The organism is Sulfitobacter sp. CW3 (assembly GCF_019392245.1).
In the GTDB taxonomy this organism is placed as follows: domain Bacteria; phylum Pseudomonadota; class Alphaproteobacteria; order Rhodobacterales; family Rhodobacteraceae; genus Sulfitobacter.
Window position 1 is genome coordinate 127,874 of the sequence record NZ_JAHXRL010000004.1, and the last position, 20,104, is coordinate 147,977.

A 20,104-nucleotide genomic window follows, 5' to 3' on the forward strand; every position below is an offset into this window, starting at 1 on the left:
ATCTGATTAAGGATCAAACCTGCACTTTAATGCGCCGCAGCCGCAATGCGTTGGTCAGCACGAAAACCGACGAAAACGCCATCGCCGACGCGGCAAGGATCGGCGATAACAAGATGCCGAACGGCGGATACAGCGCGCCAGCCGCAACAGGGATCAGCGCCACGTTATACCCAAAGGCCCAGAACAGGTTCTGACGGATATTGCGCAGGGTTTCCTGAGATACCGCAATGGCGCTGTTCACGCCCGTCAAACTGCCCGACATCAGCACCACATCAGCCGATTCGATGGCGACATCGGTGCCTGTACCAATCGCGATCCCAACATCAGCATGGGCCAAGGCAGGCGCGTCATTGATCCCGTCCCCGACAAAGGCGATGTGACCATCCTGCCCGCGCAACCGGTCTAACGCCGCGATTTTACCATCGGGCAAAACCCCTGCGACCACGTGATCTATGCCCAACGACGCCGCAACGCTTTGCGCTGTTTTGGGGTCATCGCCGGTGATCATCGCAACCTTGATTCCGCGACGGTGCAGCGCCTCTATCGCGGCTTTGCTATCGGGTTTGATCGGGTCAGATATCGCGATTAAACCGGCAATCTTCCCTGTAATAGAGACATAAAATACCGTTTCGCCCTGTCCCGTACGGGCATCAAATTCAGCCACGAAAGGTGATGTATCCACCTGCAATCCGTCCATCAGCCGGGCGTTACCGATGTGTATGTCCTGCCCGTTCACCGATGCGGTGACACCTTGACCATTGATTGCCTGAAAACCGGTTGCCTCGGGCAGGGTCATGTTCTTGGCGGCGGCGGTAATCGCGCTTGCAATAGGGTGTTCTGATTGCATTTCCACGGCTGCAACCTGCGCCAACAGGCTGTCGCGCGACCGACCCGGTGCGGGGATCAATGCCGTCAGCGCAGGGCGTCCTTGGGTCAGCGTGCCGGTTTTATCAAAGGCTACGATATCGACACTGCCAAGCCCCTGCAAAGCATCGCCTTTGCGAAATAACACGCCCAATTCAGCCGCGCGGCCTGTGCCGACCATGATGGATGTCGGCGTCGCCAGCCCCATGGCACAGGGGCAGGCGATGATCAGCACGGAAACACCCGCGACCAAGGCATGCGACAGAACAGGCGATGGCCCAAATATTGCCCACACCGCCACGGTCAGCAGCGCCACGACCAGAACAGCCGGCACAAACCAAAGCGTCACGCGGTCCACCAACCCTTGGATCGGCAGTCGCGCGCCTTGGGCCTGCTGCACCATCCGGATGATCTGCGCCAGGGTCGTATCATCCCCCACCGACGTCACCCGACAGGTCAGACTGCCAGTACCGTTCACCGTACCGCCCGTGACGGGGTCACCCGCCGTCTTGCGCAGCGGCATGGGTTCGCCGGTGATCATGCTTTCGTCGATACCAGAATCACCGCTGATGATCATGGCATCGGTTGGCAGCCTTTCGCCCGGACGGATCAGGATTTCATCGCCAACGGCAAGATCCGCGATATCAACATCGACCCAATCCGCCCCGCGTTTGACCCGCGCTGTGTTCGGTTGCAGCCCCATCAGTTTCTGGATCGCCAGCCCCGTGCGCCCCTTTGCGCGCGCCTCAAGCCAGCGGCCCAGCAGGATCAGCGCAATGATTGCGGCTGCGGCCTCGAAATACACCTCGCGGGCGGCGGCGGGCAAAAGCTGGGGCACGAACAACGCGACCGTTGAATAGGTAAACGCGGCCCCAGTCCCCAAGGCGACAAGGCTGTTCATATCAGGCGCACCGCGCAACATCGCAGGGATGCCGACCGTGTAAAACCGGCGGCCCGGCCCAAGGATCAGGAGGGTGGTCAGCACAAACTGGATCATCCAGCTGCCTTGCTGCCCGATTGTCCCCGCAACCAACATATGAACCGCGTGGGACATATGGGTACCCATGGCCAGCACCACGACCGGCAAGGCCAAAGCAGCGGCAAAATAGAACGCCCGCCCGACTTCGGCGGCCTCTTCGCGTTTGTGGATGGCATGGTCTTGCGTGGTGGCCTTGGTTGCGGCCGTCGCGGGATAGCCCGCATCACCCGAAGCTTTGGTCAGGGTTTCGGTCGTCACGGCCCCCTGCTGATGGGTGACCGTTGCGGTGTCATCCGCCAGATTAACGCTGACCTCGGTCACGCCGGGCACCGCGCGCAGCGCCTTGTCGACGCGGGCAGCACAGCCGCCACATGTCATACCATTGACCGAAAGGGTTTGTATTTGATCCGACGCCACGACCTGCATCCTAACTTTGGGGTTCACAGCAGATATAGACAGTCAGCAGCAAAGGTGAAGGGGCCGTCGCAGAACCAGTCGCAGAACCACCAGCCACGCGCATAGAAAAACCGGCACCCGTGATTACCACAGACGCCGGTTTTATATCGTGCGAACCTTAGCTGTTACTTTTCAACAGTGGTTTCTGGGTCTTTCAAGTCGTCGCTTGTTACATCTGTATCGTCGATCAATTCGGCGTCTTCGATGTCAGATCGGGTCGCAACCGGAGGTTTGGCATCTGCGCCCGATTTATCCTCGAGGCCGCCCACAATCAGCGGCAACATTTGCAGCCCGCCGGGCATCGCCATTTCGGACATGGGCGGCGTTTTCCACGCCAAGGTATCAAAGCTGTGGCAGTTTTCGCAGGTCGGGGCCCATGCCGCGTGAATATGTTGGCAATTCTCGCAAATCCACTGCGGACCGCGCGAAACGGTCAACGCCCGGGCAAGCCAGCCTTTGACGACCGTGTCAGACGCGCCTTCGCCCCGTTCAATCGCGGCCATCAGGGTGACGGACCGCGCTGTTGGATCGGTCTCGACCAGATTGCCCAAGGACCGCCGCGCTTGTGGGAAATCCTCGTTGGCGATGTTCAGTTCGGCCAACAGCATCTTTGTCTCGGGGTGATCCGGCTGCACTTTGGTAAGCGCCGCGAACCGTTTCAGCCGCTCGCTGGGGGTTTCGTCTGGTGCGATTGCGGCAAAGGCGGCGGCCAGATCGGGGTGCGGTTGAACACCCCATGCTTTCTTCAGCAGCCGCGCGGCGTATTTTGGTTTGCCTTCATCAATAAACCCATGCGCGGCCATCACGGCGGCGGGGATCAGATCGGGCGACAGGCGGTTCGCCTCGATCGCGGCTTCGCGCGCTTCGATGCTGTTGCCGACGGCAAACACGTCTTTTGCTTCGGACAGGGCCAAAACGGCATCGCGACGCTTGTGCACATCACGGGGCAGCTGGCCATTTTTCAGTTTGGTGTTCAGGGTCTCGCGGGCACCCTTCCAATCTTCTTTTTCGGCCTGAAGCTTTAACAAAACGTCGCCGGTTTCTTCGTGCTTGGGCTTTAGCGCAAAGGCTTTCTGCGCCAGTTTAAGCGCCGTGTCGGTATCCCCATCTGCCAGCTTTTGCTTCATGATGCCGCGCACGCCGACAAAACGAGTCGCGTCATTTTCCACCATTTTGCGATAGGATGCTTCGGCCAAACGACGGTTGCCAGCCATCTCGGCGGCCTGCGCAATCAGCAGATTGGTCAGCTCGGGCTTTTCCAGATATTTTTCGGCCTTGGCTGCCTTGGTCAGCGCAACGTTACCTTCACCGCTGGCCAATGCCATCAGCCCTTGGGATAGCGCCTCGTAGCCTTTTCTTTCACGGTTGCGGTCAAAATAGCGCGACAGCGCCGTTTCATCCCCATTCAGGAAATGCCAGGTCGCAATCAAAAGCGCGATAACCTTGAGCAGCAGCCAAACCGCAACCACCAACAAAATAACGGCGATGACAGATTGTAGCGGACCAAAGCTGTATTCGGTTCCCATGACCGTAACCTGCAACCCGCCCGAACTTTCGAGCAAGAAGCCAGCACCCCATGTCAGCGCAGCAATCGCCACAACGAACAAAACGATCTTAATCAGTGACCAAAGCATATTAGTTTCCTTAGTTTGCCGTCAGGCGCTGCGACAGGGTATCTACGGCATCTTGTGCAGCTTGGCGTGTTTGCGCATCTGCCATCCAGTCCGCAAGGGGCGCTTTTGCGCCATCGGGTAAGGCGTCGACCTCGGCCAATGCCTCTGCCAGCTGACCTTGGTGCATCGCATATTCCGCACGTGACAGGATCGCATCAGCGTCATCCCCTTCACGAGGGGTAACAGACCGCGCACCAAGCTGGTTTTGCAGGAAACGCCCCAGCCCGCCGCCGGCACCTGCAGGTGCATCAGCGCGTACTGCAGTCAATGCAGCGCGCGCCGCATCCGGGAACCGCGTTTGCAAACTGGTCATGGTCGCGACACCGGTTTCAGCAGCATCAGTCAATACAGGTGGTACATCTTGGATGCCATTGGCCTGCAATTCGGCGATCTCAGCGGTAAAGGGCTGGCCGCTGCTAAGTGCCGCAACGATCCGCGCGATGGCGGTTTGGGCCGCAGCGGATTGCGCGGCTTTTGCTGTGGCTTCCTCAACGCTTAGGGCATTATCCAGCATTTTCTGGATCTCTTCGCGTTGGGTTTCAACGGATGATTTCAGCGCCGACAGTTCCGCCTCAAAACCCGAGGTGTCAATCTGCGGAGCCTCACCCGCGATGGGTGCCGGGCGGTTTGCGATTTCTTCAACACGGGCGGTAAGGTCTGCAATCGCGGCGTCAATCGCCGAGGTGTCAGGCGCTGGTGCCGTTGCCGGGGTTGATTGTTCAAGCGAGGCAATACGCCCGTCTAACGCAGCAAGGTTTTGCGCGATGGCGGCTTGCGTGTCTGTTTCACCGCGCAGTCCCAAAAGGTTCAATTCCGCCGCAGCAAAACCGATCCCGCCGGCAACAATACCGCCCAGCAGCAACGGGAAAAACACATTGGCCCGTTTTTCCGGGTCACGTTTTTCTGGCACCGCGTTGGCCACAGGGGCGCTGGATGGGGTGGCAGGTGTAGCGGGTGTGGCAGTTTTCGCCTCGGTCGCCGTGTTTTCAACCTTTGTGCCGGTCGAAGTTGTTTCGGTCTTGGCCTGCGTTTCCGCGACCGTGGCTGGTTTTGGGCTGTCCGTTTTGGGCGCATCGGCTTTCGGCGCAGTTTTGGCCGTGCTCGATGTTTTTGCCCCGGTCCCTGTCTGCGCAGTCGAGGGTGAAGTCGAAGATGTTGCGGTTTTCGGCGCAGCCTTAGCGGCCACCGAAGACGTTGACGACGTGCTTGCTGGTGTCGCAGGTGTTTTGGCAGCGTCAGCCTTCACCGCAGGGTTGGCCTTTTTTGCCGTCGTTTTACGGGCGGGTTTTGGCTTGGCTGCGGCAGTGGATGCACGCGACGTTGGATTTTCCGCAGGTTTCTCCCCGCTCGAGCTAGGAGTATTCGCTTTCGCCACGCTTCGCACCTTTCCGATTCTCGTTATAAGTAAGGCAGTGTTTTACAACCTTAGACAGCATTTGGGTTGGTCTTCAAGTTAACGTGGCCCAATCCAGTGCAGTTTCAAGCGCAGTATACATGCATGCGCTGGTGGGCGCATCAGCCACTATCAATTTCCTTGCGCCACAATGTGCAAGCGGTTTCGCAACCGCGTCACTAAACGCAATTATAACGAGATTTTCGATATTTGCGCAAAAACTTGCGAAGTGCATCGCGGTCCTGGGTGAAAAAACCGTTACAATCCAAGGTATTCCCGAGGATAGCGCCTGTTGTGCCTCGGGTGACAGCGGCAAAAGCTGTTGGTCGTAAACCGCTATGGCCTCTGTCTGTACGCCGATATCTGACAAACGTGCGGCGATATCGCCCCGCTGATGCACGCCGCTGATATGAACCAAGGGGCCACGGGGCGACATCTTGGTCAGCTCTTTAATCAATTCTTCTGCATTTTGGCCCGAAACGCTGGCGTTCCAGCCGTTTTCCCGCGCGACACGGGCCGTGCGTTCGCCCACGCAATAAGCCGTGCGCCCATTCCCCGGCTCTGCGTGATCCACACCGTTTGCCGACGTAAAAATCACGCCGCGATAGCGGGTCATATCCACAACCGCCCCAGTCGGCACGATTTCCAGCAACGGACTGATAAGAACCGACAGCTTTGCCCGCACATCGGGCTTGATCCCGTCGATGAACCGCACAGAATCTGGCGCAGGTCGGGTCATGATCAGCACAGGCAGCGACATTCGGCAGCAGTACCCCAAGGATTGTTCCGTCTGTCCCAAGGTGTTACTTGGCGAAGGTCACCCTTGCAACGGAAACGGCCATGATTGTTCTAGGATTAGAAAGCAGCTGCGACGATACCGCTGCCGCCATAGTGCGCCATTCGCCCGACGCAGATGGGATTGTTTTGTCGTCTGTCGTGGTTGGGCAAACCGATTTACACGCGGCTTTTGGCGGGGTTGTCCCTGAAATCGCCGCCCGCGCCCACGCGGAAAAGCTTGACCTGTGTGTTGAACAGGCACTGGAGAAAGCGGCTCTAACACTGGGTGAAATCGACGCAATCGCGGTGACGGCCGGGCCGGGTTTGATCGGCGGGGTCCTGTCGGGCGTGATGTGCGCCAAGGGGCTATCGGCCGCGACGGGCAAACCGCTGTACGGCGTTAACCATCTGGCGGGGCATGCGCTGACGCCGCGTCTGACCGATAACGTATCCTATCCCTATCTGATGCTATTGGTGTCAGGCGGGCATTGCCAATTTCTGCTGGTGCACGGCGCTGACAGGTTCGAACGGCTGGGCGGCACAATTGATGACGCCCCGGGCGAAGCATTTGACAAAGTCGCGCGCCTGATTTCACTATCTCAACCCGGTGGCCCCGAGATTGAAAAGGCGGCGTTGAACGGTAATCCGAAACGCTTTGCCTTGCCGCGCCCTCTGCTGGACAGACCCGATTGCGACATGTCGTTCTCGGGGCTCAAGACCGCCGTGCTGCGCGCCCGTGACAAGGTGATTGCCGAAAAAGGCGGGCTGACCGTTCAGGATCAGGCCGACCTAGCCGCCGGGTTTCAAGCTGCGGTCGTGGATGTATTGGCCGAGAAGACACGGCGCGCCATGACCGTCTATATGGAACACGCCCCCGCCGATCCTGCCTTGTGCGTTGCTGGTGGTGTTGCTGCGAACACGGCCATTCGCCACGGGTTAGAGACTGTTTCGAACGAAAACGCTGCCAGATTCATCGCGCCGCCGCTTGCGCTTTGTACCGACAATGCCGCCATGATCGCATATGCCGCGGCAGAGCAAAGCAGCCTGCGCGGGCCGGACGATCTGACATTATCCGCCCGCCCACGGTGGCCGCTGGATACCAATCAGCCGTCCATGTTGGGCAGCGGTAAAAAAGGGGCCAAAGCATGAGCATCGCAGTTCTTGGCGCTGGCGCATTCGGAACAGCGCTGGCCATTTCGCTGGCACATAAAGGGCCTGTTTCACTGTGGGCGCGTGACAGCGGCAGCATGGCGCAAGCGCGCGAAAACACCAAACGACTGCCCGGCTGCCCCTTTCCTGACGCGCTTTTCGTGACCGAAGCGATTGCAGACGCGACAAAGGCCGACATTATTTTGATCGCTGTGCCCATGCAAAAACTGCGCGGGTTTCTAACCCAGAACGCCGGTTTTCTGGATGGCAAAACCATCATCGCCTGTTGCAAGGGGATCGAGCTGCAAACCGGGCTTGGTCCCATTGCCGTGATCCGCGAAACGCTGGCGGATGCGGTGCCGGCCATTCTGACTGGTCCCAGCTTTGGTGCCGATATCGCACGGGGGTTGCCGACGGCGCTGACCTTGGCCTGTGCAGATGCGGACGTGGGCAAAACGCTGCAAACCGCGCTAACGACAGACAATCTGCGGCTTTATCGGACGACCGATACGATTGGCGCTGAGCTGGGCGGCGCGTTAAAGAACGTGGTCGCAATTGCCTGCGGTGCCGCGATGGGTGCCGGTCTGGGGGAAAGCGCGCGCGCCGCGTTGATGACCCGGGGCTTTGCCGAAATGCAACGGCTGGCGGAACATCTAAAAGCCCGGCCTGAAACCATGTCCGGGCTGTCCGGCTTTGGCGATCTGGTGCTGACCTGTACCTCTGCGCAATCGCGGAACTACCGGCTGGGCCTCGCTTTCGGTGAAAACCAGCCCTTTGACAGCACCACAACCGTCGAAGGGGCCGCCACAGCCCGCGCGGTTGATGCGCTTGCCCGGGAACGCGGGTTGGATCTGCCGATCACCGCGGCCGTTGCAGGGCTGGTCGAGAACCGTTTAGATGTTCCCAGCGCTATGAAATCGCTTTTGACCCGTCCGCTAAAGGAAGAATAATATGCTCGTTGCCCTATTTGCCCATGACAAACCCGGCGCATTGCCAGTGCGTCAGGAAAACCGCCCGGCCCATGTCGATTACCTGAAATCAACCGGTTGCGTCGCGCAGGCCGGCCCTTTGCTGGACGCAGACGGGCAAATGTGCGGATCGCTGGTGATTTTGGACGTCGTTGATATGGCCGCCGCGCAAAGCTGGGCGGATAATGACCCCTACGCCAAGGCCGATCTGTTTGTGGATGTACAACTGGTCGCGTGGAACAGGGTCATCGGCTGATGGCCTATTGGTTGTTCAAATCCGAACCATCAACATGGGGATGGGATGATCAGGTCGCCAAAGGCGACGAGGGCGAGGAATGGGACGGCGTGCGCAACTATCAGGCGCGTAATTTCATGCGCGATATGGCGATAGGCGACCGTGGGTTTTTCTATCATTCGCAAGGGGAACGCGCCATTGTCGGCATCGTCGAGGTCTGCGCCGAGGCGCATCAGGACAGCTCTACCGATGATGCGCGGTGGACCTGTGTCGATATCAAAGCCGTCCGCCCGTTCAAAAACCCGGTCACGCTGGACCAGATCAAGGCTGATGGCCGGTTTGACGATATGCCCTTGGTCAAAAGCCCGCGGTTGTCGGTGCAGCCTGTCACGGATCAACAATGGCAACGGATTTGCGCGATGGGCGACACCGAAGCGTAAACTATTAAGCCTATGAAATGTAAAAAGGGTTCCGGCACAGTGCCAGAACCCTTTCTCACCCCACGCGTTCCCCGAAAGGCCACCTCGCGTGTATCGAAATATGTTCTGGCCATCCTGACCGACTTGTATGTGGTACTCCCCCGAACGATTCAGTGCAAGAATCTAGTATTTCAAAGGGGATATAATAAAGAAACGCCCAATTAACCAATTGGGCGCTCCTCTCTCGGGTTCACGTTGGTAACGGGCGCGCGACTTAGCCGTACACAGCCTCTTTGCCAAAGTGTTTGGTCAGCATGTAATAGATGACGGCGCGGTATTTGTTGCGCTCGGATTTTCCGTAGATTTCGACTACTTTATGGATCGCTTCCATCAGCTCGGGGCCATCGGCCATGCCCAGCTTTTTCATCAGAAAGTTCTGTTTAACCAGCTCAAGTTCGCTTTCTTGGCCCGCTGCGACGGTCTGTGCATCCGCATTGTAGATCGACGGGCCGCAGCCAATCGTCACTTTGGTCAACAAAGGCATATCAGGTGTCATGCCACATTTGTTCGTCAGATCATCCGCGTATTTCGCGATCCATTCGTCTCTCTTGCCCATTACTTGGCTCCCAGTTTTGTTCCTGACCGATGTATTGCGGCCTTGAATTAGACCCTAGTCAGAAATTTGCGTTGGCAAAAGATATTTTTGTCCCGCTGACGTAGGATAGGGCCAACCGATTCTTAACGATTCCTTAACGATTGCCGGTTTTAGCACCCGAACATCGCCGCGAAATGAACCGGCAGATCACCTTGTTGAACGAATGAAACTAAGCGATGCTGGCCCCATGATTTTGCTTCGCCCCGCCGCTTTCATCGCGATCACCAGCGCCTTTGGTGCCTTTGCCGGACCGTTGCCTGATCCGATCCCCGCATCGGCCTATGCCCCTGTAAACATGGACGAAGCCACACTGGGCCAGCTACTGTTTTACGATCCTATTCTGTCGGGCAACAAGAATATCGCCTGCGCCACCTGCCACCATCCGAAATTTGCCACCAGCGACGGGCTGTCGCTGGGCATCGGCGAGGGCGGCATCGGGCTGGGGATGGAACGGCGCAGCAACCCCGATAACATGCCGCCCCACCGGATTCCGCGTAATTCGCCTGCGTTATTCAACCTTGGCGCTGCTGAATTTACGGTCATGTTTCACGATGGCCGGATCGAGGTCGACGATACCACGCGCTCTGGCTTTCGGACGCCGCTGGATGACGACATGCTGGCCGGCTTTGCCTCGCTTTTGTCGGCGCAAACGATGTTTCCTGTTCTAAGTCCCGATGAAATGGCTGGCCAAGAGCTTGAGAATGACGTCTCCAAGGCCGTGCGGCAGGGGCTGATCACCGGCGACGGGGGCGCATGGGATATACTGGCGCGCAGGGTTGCCGCCCTGCCCGACTATGCCCAGCGGTTTCAGGCCGTTTACGATCATATCGACAACCCCGACCAAATCGCCTTTACCGATATCTCGAATGCAATTGCGGTATTTGTTGCCCATGAATGGCGGTCGGACACGTCGGTATTTGACGCCTATCTGCGCGACCCTGATGCGGCCTACCCCCTAGATGCGGCCCACGGGATGGACCTGTTTTACGAGGATGCAGGATGCAGCAGCTGCCATAAAGGGCCTTTTCAGACAGATCACAGCTTTCACCCCATGGGCGCGCCGCAACTTGGCCCGGGTAAGGCGGCCGTGTTCGAAAATCACGCCAATGATCTGGGCAGGAACAGGGTAACCGGCGATCCGGCGGATGCGTTTGCGTTTCGCACGCCGTCTTTGCGCAATGTCATGCAGACCGGGCCGTGGGGCCATGCCGGTGCCCACAGCAAGATTGATGAGTTCATCCGCGATCACCTAGATCCGGTAGCAGCCGCAAACCGGTTCGCCCCAGATGCCGGGGCGCGCAGCACTGTGCAGTTGCCCCCGCTAAAGGCCGATGACTGGCGCGAAATGGATGATCCGGTGGCACGTGATCGTATTGTTCAGGCGGCGCTGATCCGTGCGCCTGTTACCCTGAATCCGCCGGATATCGCAGCCATAGTGGCGTTCCTGCGAAGCTTGGACGACGACACGGCGCTAAACGGGCGCATGGGCATTCCCGACGCCGTGCCCAGTGGTTTGGCAGTCGGTGGTGTCGCGGATTAATCAGCTTGGCGGATGGTCAGCGTTCCGCCAGCCTTCACCGTAAACCCGTCACTTTGTGATCCGTCCGGCCAGCGCACACTCACCTGCGCCTTATCCGCATCCCCTAGGCCGAAATGCAGCGGCAGGGCGACGGCACCGGCATGCCCACCACCGATGGTAACCTGTTGGCTTTGCTGCATATCCCCCGCGCTGATGCTAACCCGCGCCCCGATGGCAAAGCGGTTGCCACCTGCCCCTTGCAACTGCACCGACGCGGCATTGCCCGCCCCTTGGGTCATATTCTGATACAGCCGCATCGGCGCACGGCGGTTGACCACCACCAGATCAAGCAGGCCATCGCCGTCAAAATCGGCCAGCCCGGCCCCCCGTGACCGCGCAACATCCGCGATGCCCGCACTTTCTCCGGCCTCGGTAAACCTGCCATCATTCCCTTGGACAAGCAGGTTATTCGGGTCGCGCGTGGCCATGCCCGGCATCTGATCCACGTTGCCCTTGGCGATAAACAAATCAGGCATGGCATCGTTATTTACGTCACCGAATGTTGCGTGCCATCCCGTTGATGGCCGCCCATCGCCCTTAAGATAAGGGATATGCGCATAGGTTCCGATGTCATAGGGCGCGTTCACATATGTGCCGTCCGGCTGGGCAATCTGCATCAGCTGATCCCCCATAGACGTCAGCATCAGCTCGTCCCGGCCATCGCCAGTCAGGTCCCGGCTGGCGATGCCCATGCCCCACAAAGACACCGCCGGAAACCCGTCATCAGGACCTAGAAAGCGGCGTTCGCGCATGTCCCACAACTGCTCTGCCCCGCCGGTCAGATAGTAATGCCGGTCATTCGATATGCGCAGCGACATCACCCCGCGCGCGTCTTGGGCGGCCAACATCGACAAGGTGCAATATCCGGGCGCAAGCGTTTCGGCGGTGTAACTTGGCGTATTTCCTGCAGAGGGCGACAGGATGGTGTGGGTATCGCAGGTGCCAAACGGCCCTTCGGGGTTCGCCCGATCCACATAGTGACCAACGGCAAGCGTGGGAAACTGCGCGCCCGCGTCCCACCACGCGGTAAAGGCTGTCGTCCATTGATCTGTCTGTGGAATGCCCCAGCGTTCGGTCACATCGTCAAAGCTGCAATCTGGCCCGCCGCGCAACACACGGTCAGGTCCGACACGCAATACATATAAATCCAGAACCGCGTCGCCATCCATGTCGATTGGATAGGCCCCTGTCACACCGGTTAAATCGCCCAACGAGGCCATCGGCTCAAATGCAATTTCCCCATTATCAGAGACGTTTTTAAGCAAGATCATCGGCGACGCGCCACCAGCGGCCACGATATCTGGCAACCCATCGTTTGAACAATCAAAGACCGACACACCGCCGCCCACGAAATGCTCCCAACCGCCGGTATATTGGTGCTGTGGCACCCTGTCCGTGATGTCCTCGAATATCGGGTCTGCCTGAACCGATCCAGCCACCATGACCCAGATCAGGGACAGACAGCGGATCATGCTGCGTTTTCACCCAGCAAAGCATCCGTGACCTCGGATAACGCCAGCGCCGCAGCGCCTTTCGCCCAGACAGAACCGCTCCACGCGTGGATATCCACAGGGGTGGGCGTGCGGCCAGCAGGCAGGATCATGCTGTTCATTTCGGCCAGCATGTCGTCGGTGGTCAGGTAGTCATAGCGCATCCGCTCACCGCTTAGGATGATCCGTTCGGGATCGAACAGCTGAACGATATTCGCCAACCCCACGCTTAAAAACCGCCCTGCGCGTCTGAATATCGCCAGCGCGGCCTCGTTTCCGGCATTGGCCTCGTCATATAGGGTTTCGATCATGGTCACGGCGGAATTGCTGGCTCTGGGGTCGCTATCCAGCGCGGTTCCGGCCTCTCGGACCAAAGCGTAATCGGCGACATAGGCCTCAAGACAGCCACGTTGACCGCAGCGACACAGCGCACCATCAAGCTGCACCTTGGTGTGCCCCAATTCCATCCCCGGGCCCAGCGCGCCACGGAACAAGCGGTTGTTCAGCACAAGCCCCATGCCAACGCCCCGTTCGATGGTCACCACAACGAAATTCGACGTGCCCCGCCCGGCCCCGAACCACAATTCGGCAAGCGTCAGCAGGTTGGTGTCATTGTCCAACGATACCGGCAGATCAAGCTCTTGCATCAGCTTTTCACGCAGGGGAATGTTGGTGTCGGTCAACACAGGCGACCATTGCACAATACCGGTGCACGCATCCACGATCCCCGGCAGCCCGATACCGATGGCGCTAATCGAATCATGGGTTTGACCGGCTTTATGCAACAGCTTCCGGATCAGGGTCGACACTTCGGCCAGCACCTCGGTGGTTGTCTGCCGTAATGCACCGCTGGCCAGATGTGCCTCAGCGATGACGTTGCCCGCTAAATCCAGCAAAATAGCGGTGTGACGTTCGTCCGACAGCTTCATCCCGATCACAAAACGGCTGGAGGGTGCAACACGCAATGCGATCGGCGGGCGGCCACGGCTGGGTCCGCGCTGGTTGTCCTCGACCTCTTGCAGCAGGCCGCGCGTGATCAGATCGGATGTGATGGTGGTGACCGAACCGGGGCTGATATCAAGGGTGCGGGCAACATCCATACGGGGCATATGCCCGGCGGCGCGCACCTGTTCAAACACCTGTTGGCGGAGAGGGCGAGTGTCGTCTTTTAACAGCATAAGCCGCGGTCCGCAGCCAGAAGCCGCTGTTTCACTGCCCTCAAGGCTGCCCTGTCTAATTAGTTTGCTGGCCAAACTTTATCTCCCCGCGAAATCCCTCGATCTAATCACTTCTCCCTAGATCCCCGGAAATAGGCCTCATTTTGCCGATGCCTGTCAAATTATTTGTCCGGTTTTTGAAAATTTATTTTGACAACTGAATTAAAACGCGCAACCTCAGTACACGGAAAAAATCGATGCCGCCTAGGACATCGGAATCATTTCATCTGGGAGGAAAGAAATGCGTAAACTCTTTATGGCAGCGGCTGTCGCCACTGCCGGATTCACCCATGCCGCCACGGCGCAAGACATCACAGTCGGCGTAAGCTGGTCCAACTTTCAAGAAGAACGTTGGAAAACCGACGAAGCCGCGATCAAAGCTGCTTTGGACGCTGCTGGTGCAAAATACATCAGCTCTGACGCGCAATCATCCGCGTCCAAGCAATTGTCCGATGTGGAAAGCCTGATCGCCCAAGGCGTTGATGCGCTGATCATTCTGGCACAAGACAGCCAAGCGATTGGCCCCGCCATCACAGCCGCCGCTGACGAAGGTATTCCGGTTGTCGGCTATGACCGCCTGATCGAAGACCCACGTGCGTTCTATCTGACATTCGACAACGTCGAAGTTGGCCGCATGCAGGCCCGCGCTGTTTACGAAGCCATGCCCAAGGGCAACTACGTCATGATCAAGGGGTCGCCCACCGATCCAAACGCCGATTTCCTGCGTGGCGGTCAACAAGAAGTGCTGCAATCCGCAATTGACGCGGGCGACATCACCATCGTTGCCGAAGCGTACACAGACGGTTGGTTGCCTGCCAACGCGCAGCGCAACATGGAACAGATCCTGACCGCACAAGACAACAAGGTTGATGCGGTTGTTGCATCCAACGACGGTACAGCCGGCGGTGCAGTTGCAGCCCTGACAGCCCAAGGCATGGAAGGCACGCCTGTGTCTGGCCAAGACGGCGACCACGCTGCGTTGAACCGCGTTGCCAAAGGCACACAGACCGTTAGCGTTTGGAAAGACGCCCGCGATCTGGGTAAGAACGCTGCTGAAATCGCAGTTGCCCTTGCCAGTGGTACTGAAATGGGTGCCGTTGATGGTGCGACCGAGTGGACATCACCCGGTGGCACAACATTGTCGGCCAAGTTTCTGGCACCTGTGCCGGTTACCATCGACAACCTGAACGCTGTGCTTGACGCTGGCTGGATCACCAAAGAGGCGCTTTGCCAAGGTGTTACAGACGTCGCAGCCTGCGAATAATCACAACAACAGCATCCCGGCATTGGTCGGGATGCACGCCCCGTTTTCCTTTCACGCGCTGGCCGTCGGCTTGATCATAGCCCCCACCGCTGAAAGACATCGCGATCCAATCCGGAAGCCAATTACATGACAGACACATCGACACCCGGGACAGATACACATCCGTCACCGACTGCCCCCAAACGTTCGTTGCTCACGCAGCTTGAAATCGACACACGCCTGTTGGGCATGATCGGTGCCTTTGTACTGGTTTGTCTGGTGTTTAACGTGCTGACCGATGGCCGGTTTTTGACGCCGCGCAATATTTTCAACCTAACCATCCAAACCGTCAGTGTCGCCATTATGGCCACGGGCATGGTGTTTGTGATCGTCACCCGCCACATCGATCTGTCTGTGGGGGCCATGCTGGCGACATGCTCTGCTGCCATGGCGATGACCCAAACCGACATTCTGCCCAAGATGCTGGGGCTTGGCCTTGGGCATCCGCTGATCCCTTGGATCACTATTGCGGTCGGTCTGCTGATCGGTGCGATGATCGGCGGGCTTCAGGGGTGGCTGGTCGGATATCTGACCATCCCCGCCTTTATTGTGACGCTGGGCGGTCTTTTGATCTGGCGCAACGTGGCGTGGTACATGACAGACGGTCAAACCATTGGCCCGCTTGACGAAACATTCCGCAAGTTTGGCGGTATCAACGGCACTTTGGGTGAAACATGGTCGTGGATCGTTGGACTTATCGCTGTGGTGCTGGCTCTTTGGGCGCTGTGGTCCGCGCGGCGCAACAAGATCGGGCATGGCTTTCCTGTCAAACCCGTCTGGGCCGAAGCCATTGTCGGGTTGATCATCGCCGCAGGTATCCTTGGTTTTGTCGCGATCCTGAATGCTTACGAGGTGCCAACCGCCCGTCTGATCCGCGAATTCAAAGCGCGCGGCGAGGCGATGCCAGACGGCTTTACCGCTGCATATGGCATTCCCTATTCCGTCTTGCTGCTGATCGCGATTGCAATCGCCATGACCGTGATGGCCAAACGCACGCGGCTGGGGCGCTATATCTTTGCGACGGGCGGCAACCCTGATGCGGCAGAACTGTCCGGCATCAACACGCGCCTGCTAACGGTCAAGGTATTTGCCCTGATGGGTGCATTGGTGGCGCTGTCTGCGGTTGTCGCATCGGCACGCCTGACCAACCATTCCAACGACATCGGCACATTGGATGAATTGCGCGTCATCGCCGCGGCCGTCATCGGGGGCACCGCCCTTGCAGGCGGGATCGGCACCATTCACGGCGCGATATTGGGTGCGCTGATCATGCAATCGCTACAATCCGGCATGGCCATGGTGGGCGTCGACGCGCCGCTGCAAAACATCGTTGTGGGGGCTGTTCTTGTCCTCGCCGTCTGGATCGACATTGTCTATCGCCGCCGCACAGGAGGGAAATGATATGACACCTTTAGTAGAGCTCAAGAATATCTCGCTGTCCTTTGGTGGTGTGCGCGCCGTCGATAACGTGTCGCTTGATCTGTATCCGGGCGAAGTTGTCGGCCTGCTGGGCCACAACGGCGCGGGCAAATCGACGCTGATCAAGATCCTTGCCGGTGCCTATCAGATGGACGAGGGCGAGATTTGGATTGAAGGCAAGAAAGCCAACATTCATTCGCCCCGCGACGCCCGCCGTCACAACATCGAAACGATTTATCAAACGCTGGCGCTGGCCGATAACCTTGATGCGGCAAGCAACCTGTTTCTGGGGCGCGAATTGACCAACCGTTTCGGTCTGGTCGACGATGCCCAGATGGAGGCGGAGACCCGCAAGATCATGGCCCGCCTCAACCCCAACTTCAAAAAGATAAGCGAGCCTGTTTCGGCGCTTTCTGGGGGTCAGCGGCAATCGGTGGCGATTGCACGCGCCGTGTATTTCAACGCCAAAATCCTGATCATGGATGAACCCACTGCCGCTTTGGGTGTCCATGAAAGCAAAATGGTCGCGGACCTGATCAAAGAGCTGAAAGCCCAAGGTCTGGGTATCTTCCTTATCAGCCACGACACCCGCGAAATGCTGGACCTGTGTGATCGGGTTTCTGTGATGAAAAACGGCACGTTGATCGGCACTGAAAAGGTCGGTGACGTGACCGAGGATGACATCCTGAGCATGATCATCATGGGCAAAGCGCGCGACGCTGCATAGGCTCTAATACGGGGATATCGCATGTTTCTAGGTCTTGATTTGGGCACTTCCGGCCTGAAAGCGCTGCTGATGGACGGTGATGAAAATATCATCGCCGAAGCCAGCGCGCCATTGCAAGTATCGCGCGCCCATGACGGGTGGAGCGAGCAAACCGCCGATGACTGGTTCACCGCCTGCGCGGCTGCTGTTCGCGGTCTTGGCACCGATCTAAGCGGCGTTCAGGGCATCGGGCTAAGCGGTCACATGCATGGCGCGACGCTGATTGATGCAAATGGCGCGGCGTTGCGCCCCTGTATGCTGTGGAATGACACCCGCGCGGCTGTTGAGGCCGCTGAATTCGACGCCAATCCGATCTGGCGGCAGGTGACTGGCAACATCGTATTCCCCGGCTTTACCGCACCCAAGGTTGAATGGGTACGGCGGCACGAACCCGAAATATTTGCCAATATAGACAAGGTGTTGCTGCCCAAAGACGCATTGCGGTTTTGGTTAACAGGCGAGGCCGTTTCAGAAATGTCCGACGCCGCTGGCACCAGTTGGCTGGATACCGGCGCGCGCGATTGGTCTGATGAATTGCTGGCGCTATCTGGCCTGTCTCGGGCGCAAATGCCCCGCCTTGTCGAAGGGTCCGACGTTTCAGGCACCCTGACCGGATCAATCGCCGCCAAGCTTGGCTTGCCTGCGGGCATTCCTGTTGCGGGGGGCGGTGGCGATAATGCTGCCTCTGCCATCGGGATGGGTGTTGTGAAACCGGGGCAGGCGTTTGTGTCGCTAGGCACCTCTGGCGTGTTGTTCGCCGCGACGCCCAACTATGCCGCCGCACCCGAAAGCGCTTTGCACAGTTTTTGCCACGCCTTGCCCGGGCTTTGGCACCAGATGGGGGTGATCCTATCTGCGACCGACGCGCTGAACTGGCTGGCGGGCGTGTTGCAAGAAGATGCGCAAACGCTGACCAGTGATCTGGGGCCGTTACAGGCACCTAGTCGGACAATTTTCATGCCCTATCTGGGCGGTGAACGTACCCCGCACAACGATGCGCAAATCCGTGCGGGTTTCCTGCATCTTGGCCACGCAACCGACCGCAACGCCATGGTCCGCGCGGTCCTTGAGGGGGTCACCCACGCCCTGCGCGACAGTTTTGATGCGATGGCGATGACCGGCACCAAGATCGACAGCCTGATGGCGGTCGGTGGCGGGTCAAAGTCCGATTATTGGCTTCGGGCGATCGCGACATCGCTGGATATGCCCATTCAACTGCCCACTGCAGGTGATTTTGGCGCAGCCCTTGGCGCGGCGCGATTGGGCCGTATGGCAGCGACTGGCGCAGGGGCAGAAATCGCCGTTGCCCCCCCGATTTCCCGCGTAATAGAGCCTGATTCAAAACTTGTTCCAGCCTTTTCTGACGCGCACGCCCGCTATTCCGAGACATACCGCGCAATCAAATCTTTGCGCTGACCTAAAGATAAGGACGACTCCCATGACTGATTTTTTCGCTGGTATCCCAACGATCACCTATGACCCCGATGCGACCCATGATTTCGCCTATCGTAGCTATAACCCTGACGAGGTGGTGATGGGTAAAACCATGGCCGAACATCTGCGCTTTGCCGTTGCCTATTGGCACAGCTTTGCCTGGGAGGGCGGCGACCCGTTTGGCGGTCAAACGTTCGAGCGCCCTTGGTTTGGCGACACGATGGACCACGCCAAAATCAAGGCCGACACCGCGTTTGACATGTTCAAGATTCTTGGCCAGCCGTATTTCTGTTTCCACGACGCCGATGTGCGCCCCGAAGGCGATACATTTGTGCAAAGCACCGCGCGCCTGCACGAGATTACCGATTATTTCGGCGAAAAGATGGAACAGTCAGGCACCAAGCTGCTGTGGGGCACCGCGAACCTGTTTTCAAACCGCCGCTATATGTCAGGTGCTGCAACGAACCCCGACCCTGACGTGTTCGCCTATGCCGCCGCGACCGTCAAAGAATGCATTGACGTCACCCACAAGCTGGGTGGCGAAAACTATGTGCTATGGGGCGGGCGCGAAGGCTATGAAACGCTGCTGAACACCGACATGAAACGCGAGCGTGAACAGGCCGGTCGTTTCCTGCAAATGTCCGTCGAATATGCGCGCAAGATCGGCTTCAATGGGGGCATCCTGATCGAGCCTAAACCGCAGGAACCCACCAAACATCAGTATGATTACGATGTCGCGACCGTGTACGGTTTCCTCAAGGATTTCGGGCTGGAAAACGAGGTGAAAGTCAACATCGAACAGGGTCACGCGATCCTGGCCGGGCATTCGTTTGAACATGAACTGGCGCTGGCCTCTGCGCTTGGGATTTTCGGGTCCATCGACATGAACCGCAACGATTACCAATCGGGCTGGGACACCGACCAATTCCCCAATTCCGTGCCCGAAGTCGCACTTGCCTATTACGAAGTGCTGAAAGCGGGCGGTTTCACGACCGGCGGAACCAATTTCGACGCCAAGCTGCGCCGCCAGTCGCTGGATGCGCAGGATTTGATCTTAGCCCATGTCGGCGCGATGGATGTCTGCGCCCGCGGGTTGAAAGCCGCCGCCGCGATGCTGGAGGATGGCAAGCTGGAAGACGCCCGCGAGGCCCGTTACGCTGGTTGGGGATCGGCACGCGGTCAGGGACTGTTGAACAGCGACCTCGAGACGATCAACGCACAGGTCAAGGCCGACGCGTTGAACCCGCAACCCGCATCGGGCCGCCAAGAAGCGTTGGAAAATCTGGTAAACAGATATCTTTGACGTATCGCCAGTGGCAGGGTAATTG

The 20,104-nt window shown here is 58.4% G+C and carries 18 protein-coding genes; 11 read left to right on the forward strand and 7 right to left on the reverse strand.

The genetic code is table 11. The features are described 5' to 3' along the window. Positions 1-13 precede the first annotated feature (13 nt). The 3 genes from KZZ06_RS10725 to KZZ06_RS10735 form a co-directional block, all read right to left on the reverse strand. The gene (locus KZZ06_RS10725; protein ID WP_308340015.1) at positions 14-2,260 is read right to left on the reverse strand and encodes a heavy metal translocating P-type ATPase; all 2,247 of its coding nucleotides are present in this window, start codon (positions 2,258-2,260) and stop codon (positions 14-16) included. 164 nt (positions 2,261-2,424) lie between these two features. Then, the gene (locus tag KZZ06_RS10730; RefSeq protein ID WP_219580034.1) at positions 2,425-3,933 is read right to left on the reverse strand and encodes a heme biosynthesis protein HemY; all 1,509 of its coding nucleotides are present in this window, start codon (positions 3,931-3,933) and stop codon (positions 2,425-2,427) included. 10 nt (positions 3,934-3,943) lie between these two features. Then, a complete protein-coding gene (locus KZZ06_RS10735) occupies positions 3,944-4,882 on the reverse strand; it encodes a mitofilin family membrane protein (protein WP_308340016.1) in 939 nt (312 codons plus the stop codon). Here KZZ06_RS10735 and KZZ06_RS10740 point away from each other — a divergent pair. Then, a complete protein-coding gene (locus KZZ06_RS10740; protein WP_219580035.1) occupies positions 4,848-5,429 on the forward strand; it encodes a hypothetical protein in 582 nt (193 codons plus the stop codon). The genes KZZ06_RS10735 and KZZ06_RS10740 overlap by 35 nt on opposite strands. On the opposite strand, the gene KZZ06_RS10745 is transcribed toward KZZ06_RS10740, so the two are convergent. Then, positions 5,421-6,125: a uroporphyrinogen-III synthase gene (locus tag KZZ06_RS10745; RefSeq protein WP_219580036.1), complete on the reverse strand. Its 705-nt coding sequence runs from the start codon at positions 6,123-6,125 to the stop codon at positions 5,421-5,423. The two genes, KZZ06_RS10740 and KZZ06_RS10745, sit on opposite strands and share 9 nt — an antisense overlap. Before the next feature lie 80 nt (positions 6,126-6,205). Between KZZ06_RS10745 and tsaD the strand changes: the two genes are divergently transcribed. The 4 genes from tsaD to KZZ06_RS10765 are packed head-to-tail and all read left to right on the forward strand — an operon-like array spanning position 6,206 to position 8,934. Continuing rightward, a complete protein-coding gene (gene tsaD, locus KZZ06_RS10750; protein WP_219580037.1) occupies positions 6,206-7,291 on the forward strand; it encodes a tRNA (adenosine(37)-N6)-threonylcarbamoyltransferase complex transferase subunit TsaD in 1,086 nt (361 codons plus the stop codon). Then, the gene (locus tag KZZ06_RS10755) at positions 7,288-8,241 is read left to right on the forward strand and encodes an NAD(P)H-dependent glycerol-3-phosphate dehydrogenase (protein WP_219580038.1); all 954 of its coding nucleotides are present in this window, start codon (positions 7,288-7,290) and stop codon (positions 8,239-8,241) included. The genes tsaD and KZZ06_RS10755 overlap by 4 nt, the downstream gene beginning before the upstream one ends. Position 8,242: 1 nt before the next feature. Further along, positions 8,243-8,515 carry a YciI family protein gene (locus KZZ06_RS10760; protein ID WP_219580039.1) on the forward strand — a complete coding sequence of 91 codons (273 nt, stop codon included), beginning with the start codon at positions 8,243-8,245 and terminating at the stop codon, positions 8,513-8,515. Next, complete coding sequence (locus KZZ06_RS10765; RefSeq protein WP_219580040.1) at positions 8,515-8,934, forward strand: EVE domain-containing protein; 420 nt, start codon at positions 8,515-8,517, stop codon at positions 8,932-8,934. The genes KZZ06_RS10760 and KZZ06_RS10765 overlap by 1 nt, the downstream gene beginning before the upstream one ends. Positions 8,935-9,187: 253 nt before the next feature. Here KZZ06_RS10765 and KZZ06_RS10770 read toward each other — a convergent pair whose 3' ends face one another. Further along, positions 9,188-9,529 carry a DUF2853 family protein gene (locus KZZ06_RS10770; protein ID WP_219580041.1) on the reverse strand — a complete coding sequence of 114 codons (342 nt, stop codon included), beginning with the start codon at positions 9,527-9,529 and terminating at the stop codon, positions 9,188-9,190. A gap of 226 nt (positions 9,530-9,755) precedes the next feature. Here KZZ06_RS10770 and KZZ06_RS10775 point away from each other — a divergent pair, with 226 nt between their 5' ends. Then, positions 9,756-11,108 carry a cytochrome-c peroxidase gene (locus tag KZZ06_RS10775; protein WP_219580042.1) on the forward strand — a complete coding sequence of 451 codons (1,353 nt, stop codon included), beginning with the start codon at positions 9,756-9,758 and terminating at the stop codon, positions 11,106-11,108. On the opposite strand, the gene KZZ06_RS10780 is transcribed toward KZZ06_RS10775, so the two are convergent. Beyond that, the gene (locus KZZ06_RS10780; protein WP_219580043.1) at positions 11,105-12,619 is read right to left on the reverse strand and encodes a CRTAC1 family protein; all 1,515 of its coding nucleotides are present in this window, start codon (positions 12,617-12,619) and stop codon (positions 11,105-11,107) included. The two genes, KZZ06_RS10775 and KZZ06_RS10780, sit on opposite strands and share 4 nt — an antisense overlap. Next, positions 12,616-13,815 (reverse strand): ROK family protein, encoded by a 1,200-nt coding sequence (locus tag KZZ06_RS10785; protein ID WP_219580044.1) that lies wholly within the window; start codon positions 13,813-13,815, stop codon positions 12,616-12,618. Before KZZ06_RS10785 ends, KZZ06_RS10780 begins: the two co-directional genes overlap by 4 nt. 280 nt (positions 13,816-14,095) lie before the next feature. Here KZZ06_RS10785 and xylF point away from each other — a divergent pair, with 280 nt between their 5' ends. The 5 genes from xylF (at position 14,096) to xylA (ending at position 20,079) form a co-directional block, all read left to right on the forward strand. Beyond that, entirely contained in the window at positions 14,096-15,118 is a 1,023-nt protein-coding gene (gene xylF, locus KZZ06_RS10790; protein ID WP_219580045.1) for a D-xylose ABC transporter substrate-binding protein, read from the forward strand. A gap of 126 nt (positions 15,119-15,244) precedes the next feature. Next, positions 15,245-16,558, forward strand: a complete 1,314-nt coding sequence (locus tag KZZ06_RS10795; RefSeq protein WP_219580046.1) for a sugar ABC transporter permease — start codon at positions 15,245-15,247, stop codon at positions 16,556-16,558. Position 16,559: 1 nt separating this feature from the next. Continuing rightward, complete coding sequence (locus KZZ06_RS10800; protein WP_219580047.1) at positions 16,560-17,303, forward strand: ATP-binding cassette domain-containing protein; 744 nt, start codon at positions 16,560-16,562, stop codon at positions 17,301-17,303. Positions 17,304-17,324: 21 nt separating this feature from the next. Continuing rightward, entirely contained in the window at positions 17,325-18,758 is a 1,434-nt protein-coding gene (xylB, locus tag KZZ06_RS10805) for a xylulokinase (protein ID WP_219580048.1), read from the forward strand. Positions 18,759-18,780: 22 nt separating this feature from the next. Beyond that, positions 18,781-20,079, forward strand: a complete 1,299-nt coding sequence (gene xylA / locus KZZ06_RS10810) for a xylose isomerase (RefSeq protein ID WP_219580049.1) — start codon at positions 18,781-18,783, stop codon at positions 20,077-20,079. The last annotated feature ends 25 nt before the right edge of the window (positions 20,080-20,104 follow it).

Coding starts and splice junctions, on each gene's coding strand:
- xylA (WP_219580049.1), top strand. CDS start 18,781: ATGACTGATTTTTTCGCTGGTATCCCAACGATCACCTATGACCCCGAT.
- tsaD (WP_219580037.1), top strand. CDS start 6,206: ATGATTGTTCTAGGATTAGAAAGCAGCTGCGACGATACCGCTGCCGCC.
- KZZ06_RS10780 (WP_219580043.1), bottom strand. CDS start 12,619: ATGATCCGCTGTCTGTCCCTGATCTGGGTCATGGTGGCTGGATCGGTT.
- xylF (WP_219580045.1), top strand. CDS start 14,096: ATGCGTAAACTCTTTATGGCAGCGGCTGTCGCCACTGCCGGATTCACC.
- xylB (WP_219580048.1), top strand. CDS start 17,325: ATGTTTCTAGGTCTTGATTTGGGCACTTCCGGCCTGAAAGCGCTGCTG.
- KZZ06_RS10765 (WP_219580040.1), top strand. CDS start 8,515: ATGGCCTATTGGTTGTTCAAATCCGAACCATCAACATGGGGATGGGAT.
- KZZ06_RS10755 (WP_219580038.1), top strand. CDS start 7,288: ATGAGCATCGCAGTTCTTGGCGCTGGCGCATTCGGAACAGCGCTGGCC.
- KZZ06_RS10795 (WP_219580046.1), top strand. CDS start 15,245: ATGACAGACACATCGACACCCGGGACAGATACACATCCGTCACCGACT.
- KZZ06_RS10785 (WP_219580044.1), bottom strand. CDS start 13,815: ATGCTGTTAAAAGACGACACTCGCCCTCTCCGCCAACAGGTGTTTGAA.
- KZZ06_RS10775 (WP_219580042.1), top strand. CDS start 9,756: ATGATTTTGCTTCGCCCCGCCGCTTTCATCGCGATCACCAGCGCCTTT.
- KZZ06_RS10800 (WP_219580047.1), top strand. CDS start 16,560: ATGACACCTTTAGTAGAGCTCAAGAATATCTCGCTGTCCTTTGGTGGT.
- KZZ06_RS10770 (WP_219580041.1), bottom strand. CDS start 9,529: ATGGGCAAGAGAGACGAATGGATCGCGAAATACGCGGATGATCTGACG.
- KZZ06_RS10760 (WP_219580039.1), top strand. CDS start 8,243: ATGCTCGTTGCCCTATTTGCCCATGACAAACCCGGCGCATTGCCAGTG.
- KZZ06_RS10730 (WP_219580034.1), bottom strand. CDS start 3,933: ATGCTTTGGTCACTGATTAAGATCGTTTTGTTCGTTGTGGCGATTGCT.
- KZZ06_RS10745 (WP_219580036.1), bottom strand. CDS start 6,125: ATGTCGCTGCCTGTGCTGATCATGACCCGACCTGCGCCAGATTCTGTG.